The 13,193-nt window shown below is 74.1% G+C and carries 9 protein-coding genes; 3 read left to right on the top strand and 6 right to left on the bottom strand.

Annotated features, from left to right (window positions below):
* Positions 1-446 precede the first annotated feature (446 nt).
* Positions 447-2,054: an FAD-dependent monooxygenase gene (locus OIU81_RS27890; RefSeq protein ID WP_329152137.1), complete on the top strand. Its 1,608-nt coding sequence runs from the start codon at positions 447-449 to the stop codon at positions 2,052-2,054.
* Positions 2,055-2,117: 63 nt separating this feature from the next.
* On the opposite strand, the gene OIU81_RS27885 is transcribed toward OIU81_RS27890, so the two are convergent.
* From OIU81_RS27885 to OIU81_RS27875, 3 genes are read right to left on the bottom strand one after another with little or no spacing between them, the layout of a single operon-like run.
* The gene (locus OIU81_RS27885) at positions 2,118-4,094 is read right to left on the bottom strand and encodes a helicase-associated domain-containing protein (protein WP_329152135.1); all 1,977 of its coding nucleotides are present in this window, start codon (positions 4,092-4,094) and stop codon (positions 2,118-2,120) included.
* A gap of 14 nt (positions 4,095-4,108) precedes the next feature.
* Complete coding sequence (locus OIU81_RS27880) at positions 4,109-5,587, bottom strand: SWIM zinc finger family protein (protein WP_329152134.1); 1,479 nt, start codon at positions 5,585-5,587, stop codon at positions 4,109-4,111.
* The gene (locus tag OIU81_RS27875) at positions 5,584-8,523 is read right to left on the bottom strand and encodes a DEAD/DEAH box helicase (RefSeq protein ID WP_329152132.1); all 2,940 of its coding nucleotides are present in this window, start codon (positions 8,521-8,523) and stop codon (positions 5,584-5,586) included. Before OIU81_RS27875 ends, OIU81_RS27880 begins: the two co-directional genes overlap by 4 nt.
* A 533-nt stretch (positions 8,524-9,056) precedes the next feature.
* On the opposite strand from OIU81_RS27875, the gene OIU81_RS27870 reads away from it, so the two are divergent.
* Both OIU81_RS27870 and OIU81_RS27865 read left to right on the top strand, forming a co-directional pair.
* Positions 9,057-10,613, top strand: coding sequence for a UvrD-helicase domain-containing protein (locus OIU81_RS27870; protein ID WP_329152130.1), 1,557 nt, complete (start codon positions 9,057-9,059; stop codon positions 10,611-10,613).
* A 46-nt stretch (positions 10,614-10,659) separates the two neighbouring features.
* Positions 10,660-10,974, top strand: a complete 315-nt coding sequence (locus OIU81_RS27865; RefSeq protein WP_329152127.1) for a DUF6343 family protein — start codon at positions 10,660-10,662, stop codon at positions 10,972-10,974.
* Positions 10,975-11,322: 348 nt separating this feature from the next.
* Here OIU81_RS27865 and OIU81_RS27860 read toward each other — a convergent pair whose 3' ends face one another.
* From OIU81_RS27860 to coaE, 3 genes are all read right to left on the bottom strand, one after another.
* Positions 11,323-11,742, bottom strand: a complete 420-nt coding sequence (locus tag OIU81_RS27860; RefSeq protein ID WP_329152125.1) for a tetratricopeptide repeat protein — start codon at positions 11,740-11,742, stop codon at positions 11,323-11,325.
* Between the two features lie 348 nt (positions 11,743-12,090).
* Entirely contained in the window at positions 12,091-12,522 is a 432-nt protein-coding gene (locus tag OIU81_RS27855; protein WP_329152123.1) for a cupin domain-containing protein, read from the bottom strand.
* Positions 12,523-12,545: 23 nt separating this feature from the next.
* Positions 12,546-13,136 carry a dephospho-CoA kinase gene (gene coaE / locus OIU81_RS27850; protein ID WP_329152120.1) on the bottom strand — a complete coding sequence of 197 codons (591 nt, stop codon included), beginning with the start codon at positions 13,134-13,136 and terminating at the stop codon, positions 12,546-12,548.
* Between the last annotated feature and the right edge of the window lie 57 nt (positions 13,137-13,193).

Genomic DNA, 13,193 nt, shown 5'->3' with positions numbered 1-13,193 from the left:
CAGCCTACGATCCCGAAGAGTGTCCGCCGTTGACCAGATGTGACGGCTGCGTCCCCCTGGGCCGAGCGCGTTTTTCGAGGCAGTTGTGCTCGGCCGCCCCACCCGGTGACACGGGCAGGTGGTGGAGGGGGTGGCCGTGCGCGGGGCGAGGCCGGCACGGCCTGAGGGGGAATCATGATGGGGAAATCGGGGGGCGGCAGGCCGGCGTTCGCGTCGGCCTGCCGGGACCCACAACGTGCACTGCCACTTCTGCTGGCGCCTCTGCGCCTTCTGCGGACCGTGTCCGCGTCCCTGCCGTTCTCGCTGACGGCTTCTTTCACGGCCGCCACCGACGCCGTCATCGCCGCCGCACGCCGGCGTTCCCGTCCGTATGCGGCACCGCCCTTCCTGGAGGTGTCGCGCGCCGGCCGGGGAACCGTGCTCCGCCGCCGAGAAAGGGACTGCCCATGAACGCGTCGAGCTCTGCCGGCAGCAGCGGGCTCCAGTTCACCCACCCCTACCTCGCCGTGGTGCTCGGTGCCGGCTTCACGGGCATGCTCGCCGCCGCCACCCTGTCGCGTCACGCCGATGTCATCGTCGTCGAGCGCGAGCGGCTGCCGCGCACCCCTGCCCTGCCCACGGACCTGCCGCGGGCCCGGCATGCGCAGCTGCTGACGGGGGACGGCGCCCAGCTGGTCGAAGCGCTGCTGCCCGGCAGCATCGACCACTGGCTGGCCGAGGGGGCCCGCCGGATGCCGGTACCGGCCGGGATCACCGGCCGTTCCCCGGTGAACTGGTTAGGCCGGCGACCGCATGCGCAGCATCTGCTCGCCTGTTCGCGTGATCTGCTCGACCGGGCCATCCGCCGTCAGGTGCCCGACCTGCCCGGGGTGAGCGTCCTGGACGGCACCGAAGCGGCGGAGCTGACGGGCACCGCGGAACACGTGACCGGGGTACGGGTCCGGGACACCACCGGTGGCGAAACGTACCGCCTCGATGCCGACCTCGTCATCGATGCCACGGGGCGTCATTCCATCACCCCGTCCCGGCTGGCCGCGCTGGGCCTGCCCACCGTCCATGAGGACGTCTCGGACGCCGGGATCGTCTCGGCGACCCGTATCTTCCGCGCCCCGGAGGGCACGGAGAACTGCCCGGTGCTCACCGCCCGTTCCCCGCTCGTCCAGCCGGTTCCCGGTCCGTTCGCACCCCGGCGCGCGCTGCCCGGGAAGACGGCGACGCTGGTCCCGGTCGAGGGCGGCCGCTGGCTGGTCACGCTCACCGGTACCGGCGACGACCGGCCGTCCGAACACGCGGGCCGCTTCGTGCCGTTCGCCCACCGCTGCAGCTCGCTCATCGGCGACCTCATCGCGGACGCCGAGCCGTTGAGCGAGGTGCGGCTGACCCGCGACACGGCCGGCCGCCGGCGGCGCTATGAACAGCTGGCGTCGTGGCCCACGGGCTTCATCGCGCTCGGTGGCGCCGTGGTCTCGCTCGCCGCCGACTGCGGTCAGGGCCTTGCTCTGGCGGCCCACGGCGCCACCGCGCTGCGCCGGGTGCTGCGCCGCCACGGGATGGACGATCCGGCGCTCGCCGTCAGGACGCAGCGGGCCATCGGGCGCCTCGTCCAGGAACCGTGGGCCCTGGCCACCGGCGAGGCGCTCCCGTTCCCCGCCACCGGCCGGACCGCCGTCCGCCGTACGTACGTCGATGTCGTCACGGCCGCCGCTCCTGCCGCCCCGTTCCTGCGGCCCTCCACCGCGCTCGACCTGCTCCGCGGCGCGGCACGGCGCCGCCCGTCGGCCGACGCTTCCCCGGCCCGGCAGACGGCACCGAGCCCGGCGGCGGGGTCGTTGGCAGCGACGCCAGGCCCCTCGCCGGCTGCCGGCTCCCGGTCCCCGGCAGCGACCGACGCCACATCCCCGCTCCCGACGCTGCCGTCCGCCGCTCTTTCGGCGGCGCCCCGCCCCTCCGGATCCGCGCCCGACCCCGGACGCCTCCCGCGCCGGCTCGGCTTCACGCCGACGGCGCTGCGGCGTATCGGCGGGGCGAGCAGACGGAAGCCGACCGACGACTGAGGCCGGGGACGGTGGCCGTGGCGGTCGCTGGGCAGTACGCGGCGCCGCGTACTGCCCCCTGGGTCACCTGTCGCCGGCCGTTACGGTCCGCCGGTCTTCCGGCTCCCGGTCCTCCGGCTTCCGGTCCTCCGGCTCCCGGGGTTCCGTGGGAAGCCCCAGGAGACGGTGGGCCAAGGCAAGCGGAGCCTGGGGGTTGCGGACGGGGGCGGCGGCCGTGGCGCGGTGGGCGGGGAGGCGTTCGACGGTCGTGGTGCCGGTGTCGGATTCCAGGGCGGGTGCGTAGCCCGCGGCGCGCAGCGCGTCCAGGGTGGCGGCCGGCGGCCGGCCGCTGACCAGGACGGTCGGGGCGATCTCGCGCAGGCCGAGCGGACGCAGTGCGCGGTGCGCGGCGAGCTCCTTGAGGAGGGCTTCGTCGTCGGAGCGGATGCAGCAGGCGGCGGGCAGCACCCGCATCCGGCCGTGGGCGCGGGCGGCGTCCTGGACGAGGTACGCGAGCGGCTGCGGCAGGGTGCCGGTGACCGAGGCGCGGGTGAGGTCTTCGAGGAGCGTGGCGGCGGTGTGGCCGGAGTCCAGCGCGCGGCGTACGGAGTGCGGGGTGAAGCGCCAGGTCACGGCGTGGCCTTCGGATTCGCGGTCGGCCGCGGAGGCGAGGAGTCCGGTGAGCGCGGTGGAGGGGCGGCCGGGTACGACGGCGGTCAGATCGGCCTGGAAATGGGCCTGTTCGAGGAGCTGGGGCAGCAGTGCGGCGAGCGGCTCGTCGAGGGGCCGCGGGTCGGTGAGCAGCGCACGGCCGAGGGGGGTGAGGGTGCCGTGGGCGACCAGGCCCAGGTGGACGGCCTCGTGGAGGGTGTGAGCGGCGCGTTCCTCGGCCATGGGCCGGCGGGTGACGGCGAGGGGGCGGTACCAGTCGGCCGCCCGGAGGAGGTCCGTCCACGGGGTGCGGTGGTCCGATTCGTGCTGCGGGGGCTCGGTGAGCGGCAGCGCGGGGAGGGGTGTTCCGGCGTCGAGGGGGACGGTGGCCAGCGCGGCGAGGAGGGCGTGCCGGAAGGCGGGCGCGTGCCGGTCGTGCCCGCGGACCAGTGCGGTGGGGGTCTCGCCGAACGGGGTGTGGGTGGGGATGTCCCACAGATCGGACCAGGCGGCCAGGACGGGGGCGAGGCGGGCTCCGGGCGGGCGGGTGAGCCAGTCGTCGTAGGCGCCGGTGGGCAGGGCGGTGATGCCGGACGGGGTACGGGTGAGGGCGATGAGTCCGGCGGCGAGGGTGAGGTCGAGGAGGAGGCGGGTGTGCGGTTCGCCGGCGCCGGCCGCCTTGGCCAGCCGTTTGATCTCCCGTACGGTCAGCCCGCCCGACTTGCGCAGGGCGGCGGGCTGCGTCGCAAGAGAGGCCAGCAGGCGCTCCACGGTGGCGTCCAGGGTCGCCACGGCGGTCCGGGATTCGTCGTGCGGCGAGGTCCGGGGAACGGCTGCGGCGGGCTCTTGCGGGGCGGCAGGGGTGTCCGGGACGGGCCGCGGGGCGTCCGCGAGGAACGGTCCGAAGTCGTGGGCGGCGAGGAGTTGGGGGGCCCGGGGCGGGACGACGATCGTGCCGTCCTCGGCCGGTGCGGCGAGGCCGTCGTCGCAGAGGGCGTGCAGGGCGTTCTCGGCGGCGGTGCGGGCGGGGCCGGGCGAGGTGGCGCCGAGGGCGGCGAACACGTCCTGGGCCGGGACGGGTTCGGTGGCCAGATGCGCGAAGGACAGCCGGTGTGCCATCAGGGACTGGTAGTCGGCGCCCGGGGCGGGGGCGACGGGCCCTGGGGCGGCCTGCCCGGCGTGCTCCTGGCTGATGCGGGCGGCGGTGGCGAGCACCGTCAGCCGGGGGTGGTCGAGGTGCACCACCAGTTGGTGGAGGGTTTCGTACGACCACAAGGTGCTTGCCAGGCCGCGGAGTTCGGTGGGCGCGGGGCGGCGGGCGAGCGGCTCGGCGTGGCGGGTGAGGAGCGCGGCCAGCTCCTCGGGGGTGCGCCGGGCGAGGGATTGGGTGAGTGCGTCGAGACCTTCCACGCCGTTGAGGTTAGTCATCGCGCGACCAGGGCGGTGAGGGCGCCCACGGGGTCGGGGTCCGCGGGACCGGCGGGCCACCAGTCCTCGGTGCCGGGTTCGGATTCGTAGGGGTACCAGCGGTGGTCGTGGCCGAAGCGGAGCTGGATGCCGCGGTCCGGGTCGGTGAGGTGGTTGTGGCGCGGACGCAGGGGCGGGAGGTCCGCGGCGAGGAGGGCGCTGCGGGCCCGGTCGAAGTCGCCGGCCGGGGGGTTCCAGGGGGTGTCGAGGAGGACGAGGCCTTCGGGGCCGCCCTGTCGCCAGGCGGCGACGGCGCGGGCCACGTCCGTGGGCGTCCGGCCGGTCGCCGCGGCGAGGTCGCGGTAGAGGGCGCGGGTGGTGGCGGTCAGGCCGGCGGTGGGGTGGGCGGTGGCGGTGAGGCGGATGGCGTCCTCCCAGGCGGGCAGGGCCGGGAACGGGCTGTGGAGGGCCGTTCGCCCCGCGCCGGGGCCCGGGGTGCCGGCGGCGGAGACGCAGGCGTGCGCGCGGGCGGCGGCGTCGGCTGCCAGGAATTCCAGGGTGGCGGGGTCGAAGGGGAGTCCGTCGCCGTCCGGGAGGGCCGGAGGGCGGCCGGGCTGCGGTGGCACCGGCAGCGGTGGCGGAAGAGGCGGCCGGGGGCGGTCGGCGAGGGCTGACCGGGCCGGGACGCCGCGCAACGGGACCTCGGCCGCTGCCGGTTGCTCCCCGGAGGCGTCGCCGGTGGCCGTCGGGGAGCCCCCTTCGGCACGGGGGGCGGACGGCTCTCCCACGGCCCCGGTCCCGGTCCCGGGCCCGCGGCGGTACGGGGCCGGCCGGCCGTCGGTGGGGGCCTGGTCCCGGGCCTCGCGGGTCTCGCGGGCGGTGAGGGCGGTGTTGCGGCGCGAGAGGGCGTCGAGGAGTTCGCGTTCGCCGCGGCCGCGCATCAGCAACAGCACGAACGGGTCGGCGTCCAGGAGCCGGGCCACCTGGAAGCAGAGCGCGGCGGCGTGCTTGCAGGGGCGGCCGTGGTCGGGGCACGAGCACCGGGGGACGAGGTCGCCCGGCCCCGGAAGGAGGTGTACCTCGCCGTCGGCCAGTGCGGGCGGAAGCGTTTTGGCCAGCAGGGCGGTGAGCCGGCCGGGGTCCGCGGCGATGGCGTCCAGGAGGCCGTCCCACTCCTGGTCCGTGAGGGTCCGGAGGCGGATTTCGGCGCTGTAGGGCCGGGGTCTGCTGCCGCGGACGGTGGCGACGATGCGGCCGGGGGTGACGTTGATGGTGTCGACATGGCCGTCGCGGGCGTAGGTCCGGCCGCGGGCGAGCCGGGCGCTGTCGAGGGCGGTGGTCTCCAGTGCGTCCAGCCAGGCGCTGCCCCACCAGGATTCGGCGAACAGTCCCCGGGCGCCGGTACGGGCCGGCAGGGGCGGGAAGGTACGGGAGCGGTCCGCGCGGGCCAGCCGGTCCGCTGCGGCGTCGCGCCCGGAGGCGGGGCGTGGGGTCATCCGGGCCTCCTGAGGGAGACGAGGTCGGCGAGGTCGGCGTCGGACAGCTCGGTCAGCGCGGTCTCGCCGCCGGTCAGCACCGCGTCGGCGAGCGCCCTCTTGGCGCCGAGGAGTTGGGCGATGTTGTCCTCGACGGTGCCCTCGGCGATCAGCCGGTGGACCTGGACGGGCTGGGTCTGGCCGATGCGGTACGCGCGGTCGGTGGCCTGCTCCTCCACGGCCGGGTTCCACCAGCGGTCGTAGTGGATCACATGGCCGGCGCGGGTCAGGTTCAGGCCGGTGCCGGCCGCCTTCAGCGACAGCAGGAAGACGGGGACGTGCCCCGACTGGAAGCGGTCGACCATCTTCTCCCGTTCGGCTACCGGGGTGCCGCCGTGCAGCAGCTGTACCGGGATGCCGCGCCGGGTCAGATGCGCCTCCAGCAGCCGGGCCATGCCCACGTACTGGGTGAAGATCAGGGTGGCGCCGCCCTCGGCGAGGATGGTGTCGAGGAGTTCGTCGAGGAGTTCGAGTTTCCCGGAGCGGGCCACGACGCCGGGGGTGGTCTCCTTGAGGTACTGCGCCGGGTGGTTGCAGATCTGTTTGAGGGCGGTCAGCAGCTTCATGACCAGGCCGCGGCGGGCGATGCCCTCGGCGGTCTCGATCCGGGAGAGCGTCTCTCGGACGACGGCCTGGTAGAGCGCGGCCTGTTCGCGCCCCAGTGCCACCGGGTGGTCCGTCTCCGTCTTGGGCGGGAGTTCGGGGGCGATGCCGGGGTCGGACTTCTTGCGGCGCAGAATGAACGGGCGCAGCAGTCGGGCCAGCCGCTCGGCCGCCGCCGGGTCCTCACCGCCCTCGACCTCACGGGCGTGCAGCGCACGGAAGGTCTTGAGGGATCCGAGGAGCCCGGGGGTCGTCCAGTCCAGGAGGGCCCAGAGCTCCGAGAGGTTGTTCTCCACGGGCGTGCCGGTGAGGGCGATCCGGGCGGGTGCCTTGATACTGCGCAGCGCCTTGGCGGTCGAGGAGCGCGGGTTCTTCACATGCTGCGCCTCGTCGGCGACGACCCATGCCCACGGCCGGCCGGCCAGGTGGGGCGCGCTGCTGCGCATCGTGCCGTAGGTCGTCAGAACGAAGCCGCCGTCCAGGCCGTCGAGGCTGCGGCCGGGTCCGTGGAAGCGGCGTACGGGTGTGCCGGGGGCGAAGCGCTCGATCTCGCGCTGCCAGTTGCCGAGGAGGGAGGCCGGGCAGACGACGAGCACCGGTGCGCCGGGCCGGCGGTGCAGATGCAGCGCGATGACGGTGATGGTCTTGCCCAGGCCCATGTCGTCGGCGAGGCACCCGCCCAGGCCGAGCGAGGTCATGGTGTCGAGCCAGGCCATGCCCCGTAGTTGGTAGTCGCGCAGGGTGGCACGCAGCCCGGGCGGCTGGGGCAGGGCGCGCGCTTCGGTGGTGAGGCGGCCGCGCAGTGCGGCGAGTGCGCCCTGCGGCACCACCTCGACCTCCTCGCCGTCCACCTCCGTGGTGCCGTGGAGCGTCGCGGCGAGGGCGTCGGCCGGTTCCAGATAGCCCAGTTCGCGCTTACGGGCCTTGCGGACGAGTCCGGGGTCGACCAGGACCCACCGGTCGCGCAGTCGGACGACGGGGCGGTGCGCCTCGGCGAGGGCGTCCATTTCCGCCTCGGTCAGCGGGACCCCGTCCATCGCCACCTGCCAGCGGAACTGGAGCAGTTCACGGGTGTCGAAGAAGCCGAAACCGTCCGCGGCCGAGCCGGGTGCCGGGCGCAGGACCGCCGCCGCGGTCAGTCCGCGGACCATCTCCCTGGGCCAGTGGACGGCCACTCCGGCGGCGGCCAGACGCGGTGCGGCCGCGCCCAGCAGCTCGTACAACTCGTCCTCGCCGAGCGGCAGTACATCGGGCACCGGCCGCTCCAGGAGGCGGCTGAGCGGCGCCCACACCCGGGTGGCGCGGCGCAGCGTGAGGAGGGTGTCGACGCGGGAGCGCGCCCCGAAGTGCTCGGGCCCCTCGCCCTCCCACAGGTCCCGGGCGTCGGCGACCAGGGTGGGGTGGGTCAGGCTGTGCACCTGCACTACAGCGGCGGCCGCGCTGCGCTCTTCGGCGTCGCCCGCCCCGCTCTCCTCCTTCCGGTCGAAGAGCCGGTGCGAGGAGAGGTCGAGGCGCAGCGAGAGCCGTACCCCCGCGTCGATGCCGGCCGCGGCTTCGGCGGCCCAGTCCCGTGCGCCGGGCAGGTGTTGCGGTGTCGTCGCGGCGAACGGGGCACCGGCCACCAATGCGGCGGCGGGGGTGCGCGGCAGGGTGTCGACGACCGCGTCCACGTAGCGCCGGATCAGATCCGCGGGATCGTGCAGCTGTAGCGGGCGGCTGCCGGGGAGTGGCACGGGACAGGCCTCGGCGGGCATGGCGGCGGCGATGGCCCGCAGATGCGCGATGTCGTCGGGGTCGAGCGGACCGGCGCGCCAGGCGTCGGTGTCGTCGGCGGTGAGTCCCGGGAGCAGTCTGCCGCGGGCGGCGAGGTGCAGCGCGTGGAGGGTGGCCGCTCCCCAGCAGGCGGCGGCCGGATGGGCGTCCGGATCGTGCCGGGCACGGATCAACAGCGGGACGGCCTCGGTCAGCGGGAGCAGCACGGCGGGGACAGCGCGGCTGCGGGCGCCGTTTCCGTGACGGCGGGCGACGGTCAGCTGCCCCGGCCCGGCGGCCCCCTCCCGCTCCGTCCCCGACGCATCGAGTTCTGTGGTGAGTACATCCGGGAGCGGGCCGCCGTCCGGCCGCCAGAGCGCGATCTTCCCCGCGCGCGGCGGCTGGGCGGGCAGGAAGACCGCGGCGCAGCGGATCGCACCGGCGCCGGTCCCGCCGGCCTCCCCCACGCCCCCGGACCCGGTCGCGGGCGAGCCGTCCGGCGGCCGGGTCTCCCCTGCCGCCGCCTGCCGCCGCCTCGTCATGCCATCCCTCACCGCTCGGCCGTTCCGTTCCGGCCGCGGCGCTCCCCGAGGCTGCCGCGCCCGTCCTGCTGCTGTGTCCCCGACCTGCGAGTCTACGGTCGTACGCACGGTGTCTTCCGTCCCTCCCCCAGCGTCCCGGCACTCCCTCGCGCGCCTCGCGACGAAGTGCCGGACATACGCCAAGCCCAGCCGGCCTTCGGTCACGGCACCTCCTCGCCGACCCCGCGGGAGAAGGCGAACTCCTCGCCCGCTCCCACCGCGGCCCGCGCGGGCCGTGCCGTGATGACGAGGTAAGCAGACGGCACTGACAACGCGGCCCGACGGCAGGACGCGCGGGGTGCGTCCCGCCCCCGCCCCCGCACCGCGCACCGCGCACCGCGCACCGCGCACCGCGCACCGGCCGGAGTTATCCACAGGCCTCACCATCCCCCTCGCCCTCCGCCTCAAATCCGCTACGGTGAGCGATGTCATCACTCTCAGTGACCAGCCGATATCGGTGTCACTGCCGATGTCCATGCCGGTGAGGAGCTGCCATGAACACCCCCACGCCCGAACAAGCCGCCGCGACAGAAGCCTTTTCGACCGGGGCGCATCTGGTGATCCAGGCCGGTGCCGGGACAGGAAAGACCACCACCCTCGCCATGCTCGCCCGCACCGCGCGGCGACAGGGCCGATCGGGCCGCTACATCGCCTTCAACAGAGCGGTCGCGCGCCATGCCGCCCGGTCCTTCCCCTCCAAAGTGCCCTGCGAGACCGCTCATGCCCTCGCCTACACCGCCGTGGGCAGAAGATTCCAGGCGCGCATGAACTCCCCTCGGCAAGCGGGCTGGCGCACCGGAGCTGCTCTGGGCATCGACGACGGAATGAGGGTGCGCCTCGGGGAACGCACCCTCACGCACAAAGCCCTCTCGCACACGGTGCTGCGCACCGTCACCCGCTTCTGCCAGTCGGCCGACGCGGAGGTGGCGTCACACCATGTCCCAGCCCTGCGCGGAGCCGAACCCGCCCCGCTGCACACACACCTCGCCGAACTCGTCCTGCCCTACGCGCGCAAAGCCTGGGCCGATCTTCAGCAACCGGGCCACGGCGTCGTCCGCTTCGAGCACGACCACTACCTCAAGATGTGGGCACTGAGCGAGCCCGTCATCCCTGCGGACTTCCTGCTCCTGGACGAGGCACAGGACACCAACCCGGTGGTGGAGCAGGTCTTCACGGCCCAGCGCGACCACGCACAGCTGGTGATGGTCGGGGACTCCGCTCAAGCCATCTACGGCTGGCGTGGCGCGCGCGATGTCATGACGGGATTCGACGGGAGACAGCTCAGCCTCTCCCGCTCGTTCCGCTTCGGGCCGTCGCTCGCGGCCGAGGCCAACCGCTGGCTCACGATCGTCGGCGCACCGCTCCGGCTCACAGGTGCGCCCGACCTGAAGACACACGTGCGTCAGGTACGCGCGCCGGAGGCAATTCTGTGCCGGACGAATGCGGGGGCGATGGTGGAGGTGATACGGCAGCTGGCAGCGGGCCACCGGCTCGCACTGGCAGGCGGCGGCGAGGCGCTCGGCGCTCTTGCCCGTGCGGCACACGACCTCGATGCCGGCCGCCGCACCGCCCACCCCGAGCTGCTGCTCTTCGAGACCTGGGGCGAGTTGCGCGAGTACGCGGAGTTCGATCCGGCCGGACGGGATCTGCTGCCGCTGGTGGAGCTGGTCGACGAGCACGGCACACCGGCCCTGCTGCGCGCCCTCCAGCAGCTCTCCCCCGAGGAGTCCGCCGAGGTCACCGTTTCCACAGCCCACCGGGCCAAGGGGCGGGAGTGGGCGAGCGTACGCATCGCGGACGACTTCACAGGCCCCGATGATCTCGACGAGCTCGGCGAGGACGGCGCCCCGCTCCCGGGTCCGATCGACCTCGACGAGGCACGTCTTGCCTATGTCGCGGTGACCCGCGCCCGCTCACTGCTCGACATCGGCGGACTGTCCTGGATCAACGGCCACCCCGCCGGCGACCCGCGCCCAGCCGCCGGGGAACCCGCGGAGCAGGCCTCGGAAGGCAGGGAGCAACCGACGAAAAGAGGTGCCGGGAAGTGGTGACTGACCGGTCGATCGGGAGGATCCTGGAGAAGGGAGATGGGTGCTGATGCGTACGGGAAATGAGCCCCTTCAGGCACGCAGCCCGCTGAAAATACGCTGTGCGCTGGCGCTGTGGGGCTTGCTGTGGGCGATCGCCGGAGCCGTGGCCTTCATCGACGTCGGGCGGCCGGAATGGGCGGCAGCATGTGCGGCGCTGGCCGTGGTGGCGACCGCGGACCTGATCATGGTGATCCGCCACATCCGCCAGGGACCCCACTACCAGCCGGGCAAGGACATACCGCCGTACGCGCCCGACCGCGGCCGGAACGACGCGTTCGGCATACGGAACACCGCCGGTCGCAGACGGAACACCGGACGGTAGAGGTCGCGCGGGGCGGCAGCCAGCGGTCCGCAGCGGCAGAACGGGGCGGTCCAGGCCGGCAGGTCAGACAGGCACGATCGGAGGCAGGAACGAGGTATCCGGTCGGGCTTCAGTCCGGCTTCCTCCTGCTGGGCTCTCAAGGCGCCCGAACGGAATCCGCGATCCTGTGACCCGGTAACGACCGAGGCTCGGGGGACTTGGGTACGGGTCCGGGCCGCCGGTCCTCCCAGCGAGGTGGCTCCCCGGAACACCCTGGACACCAGAACACCAACATCTGCCTGTGCTGCCACTGGGCGGGCACAACCTACGGCAGGGGGCGGTGCATTCGCCCCCACCGTCTCGGTGTGGCTACTCCGGATCGTGGTCCGGGTCGCCGTGGTCCTGAGCGGGTGCGCTGTTGCCCGTCTCGGGCGCGAAACGGGCCGCCTCGATGAACTCCGGACGCGGCTCCAGGGCGGCCGCCAGCCGGAAGTGGCGCAGCGCCTCCTTGGAACGATCGGCGCGCTCCAGAGTGCGGCCGAGGGCGAAGTGCGCGAAGGCATTGTCCGGTTCGCGTTCCAGCACGGTCTGGAACTCGAGTTCCGCGGGCCGCAATTGGGCCGCGAGGAAGAAGGCGCGGGCGCGCAACAGCCGGGCCGCGGTGTTCTCGGGGTGCGCGGTGATGACCGAGTCCAGCAGCTGGATCGCGCCGCGCGGGTCACGGGCCGCCAACAGCTGCTCCGCAGCGCGGAAGTCGATCACATGCGTCTCGGGGCTGCTTTCGGGCACGGCCCGCTCCTCTCCGTCGCCGTCGGGACGCGCGTCAGCTACGGACCGTACGGCGCTACCTGGGGCACAACAATCCCCCCGGCCGCGGCATTCCCCGGCCTGCGCAGCCTCAACCGGCCAGCCGGCAACGCGTGAGGCCGAAACGATCCGGACGGAGAGGCCGGCTGAGGAGGGATGGGGCGCGGGACGGGCCCAAGGGAGGAGGCGAGGGGGTGGGGAGGGCGGGGGTGGGGGCGGGGGTGGGGAGGGCGCCCCCGCCCCCGGGGAAAGCACCCCAGGCAGAAGCCACCCCGCCCGACCAGCACCCCGGCCCCCACCCCCCTGCCGGACACCCCGGACCACGTCCACCTACAAGCTGATGTGGTACGCCTTGCGCAACGTCTCGTGCACGGTCCACTGCGTACGGTCGCCCTCGCGCAGGACGCAGGCGTCGCCGGGTCCCACTTCGAGCACGGGGCCGCCGTCGACCTCGATGGTGGCGCGCCCGCTGACGACCACGAACAGTTCGTTGGCCTCGGTGTCGGTGACCACTCCCGGGGTGATCTGCCAGATGCCCCGGATCTGCCGCCCGTCGGGCGACTCCCACAACACCTTGCCCGTCACCACGGGCTCGCCGGAGACGATCTGGGCGGGGTCCAGCGGTTCCACTTCCAGTGCGTCGTCCGCGAGGCCGGGGACGTTGACCACGAACGAGGCGGGGGCGGAGCCGGCGGCGGAGAGGGGCGCGGAGGCGGCCCCGGTGCCGGGCGTCTGGGGGTCGAGATCGGAAGGAGCAGTCATGGCGGCGAGGGTACCGTCCGGCCTCAGGCGCTCCGCAGCCGCTCCCACACCGCGCGGACCTGCGGTTCCAGCGCATCCAGCGGTCCGTTGTTGTCGATCACCAGATTCGCGACCGCCAGCCGCTGTTCGCGGGTCGCCTGGGCCGCCATCCGGGACGTGGCCTCGTCCTCCGCCATCCCCCGCAGCCGCACCAAGCGGTCCAGCTGGGTCTGCGGTGCGGCGTCGACCACGACCACCAGGTCGTACAGCGGCGCCAGGCCGTTCTCCGTCAGCAGCGGGACGTCGTGCACGACCACCGCGTCCGGGCCCGCCGCTGCTTCGAGTTCGGCTGACCGTGCCCCCACCAGGGGGTGCACGATCGCATTGAGCGCCTTCAGCTTCTGCGGGTCGGCGAAGACGATCCCGCCCAGCTTCGGCCGGTCGAGCGTGCCGTCCGGTGTGAGTACACCGTCCCCGAACTCCGCGACCACGGCCGCCAGTCCGGGTGTGCCCGGCTCGACGACCTCGCGTGCGATCTTGTCGGCGTCGACGATCACCGCGCCGTATGACGCCAGCAGTCGCGAGACCTCACTCTTGCCCGCGCCGATTCCGCCGGTCAGCCCCACCTTCACCATGGGCCCACGCTATACGGTGCGCCCAGCGGACGGCAGCGCTGGAGGCGCCGACGGCTC

This window comes from Streptomyces sp. NBC_01454 (genome assembly GCF_036227565.1).
Lineage (GTDB): Bacteria > Actinomycetota > Actinomycetes > Streptomycetales > Streptomycetaceae > Streptomyces.
This window is presented reverse-complemented; position numbering and strand designations above follow the sequence as displayed.

Coding starts and splice junctions, on each gene's coding strand:
- OIU81_RS27855 (WP_329152123.1), bottom strand. CDS start 12,522: ATGACTGCTCCTTCCGATCTCGACCCCCAGACGCCCGGCACCGGGGCC.
- OIU81_RS27870 (WP_329152130.1), top strand. CDS start 9,057: ATGAACACCCCCACGCCCGAACAAGCCGCCGCGACAGAAGCCTTTTCG.
- coaE (WP_329152120.1), bottom strand. CDS start 13,136: ATGGTGAAGGTGGGGCTGACCGGCGGAATCGGCGCGGGCAAGAGTGAG.
- OIU81_RS27875 (WP_329152132.1), bottom strand. CDS start 8,523: ATGACGAGGCGGCGGCAGGCGGCGGCAGGGGAGACCCGGCCGCCGGAC.
- OIU81_RS27880 (WP_329152134.1), bottom strand. CDS start 5,587: ATGACCCCACGCCCCGCCTCCGGGCGCGACGCCGCAGCGGACCGGCTG.
- OIU81_RS27890 (WP_329152137.1), top strand. CDS start 447: ATGAACGCGTCGAGCTCTGCCGGCAGCAGCGGGCTCCAGTTCACCCAC.
- OIU81_RS27865 (WP_329152127.1), top strand. CDS start 10,660: ATGCGTACGGGAAATGAGCCCCTTCAGGCACGCAGCCCGCTGAAAATA.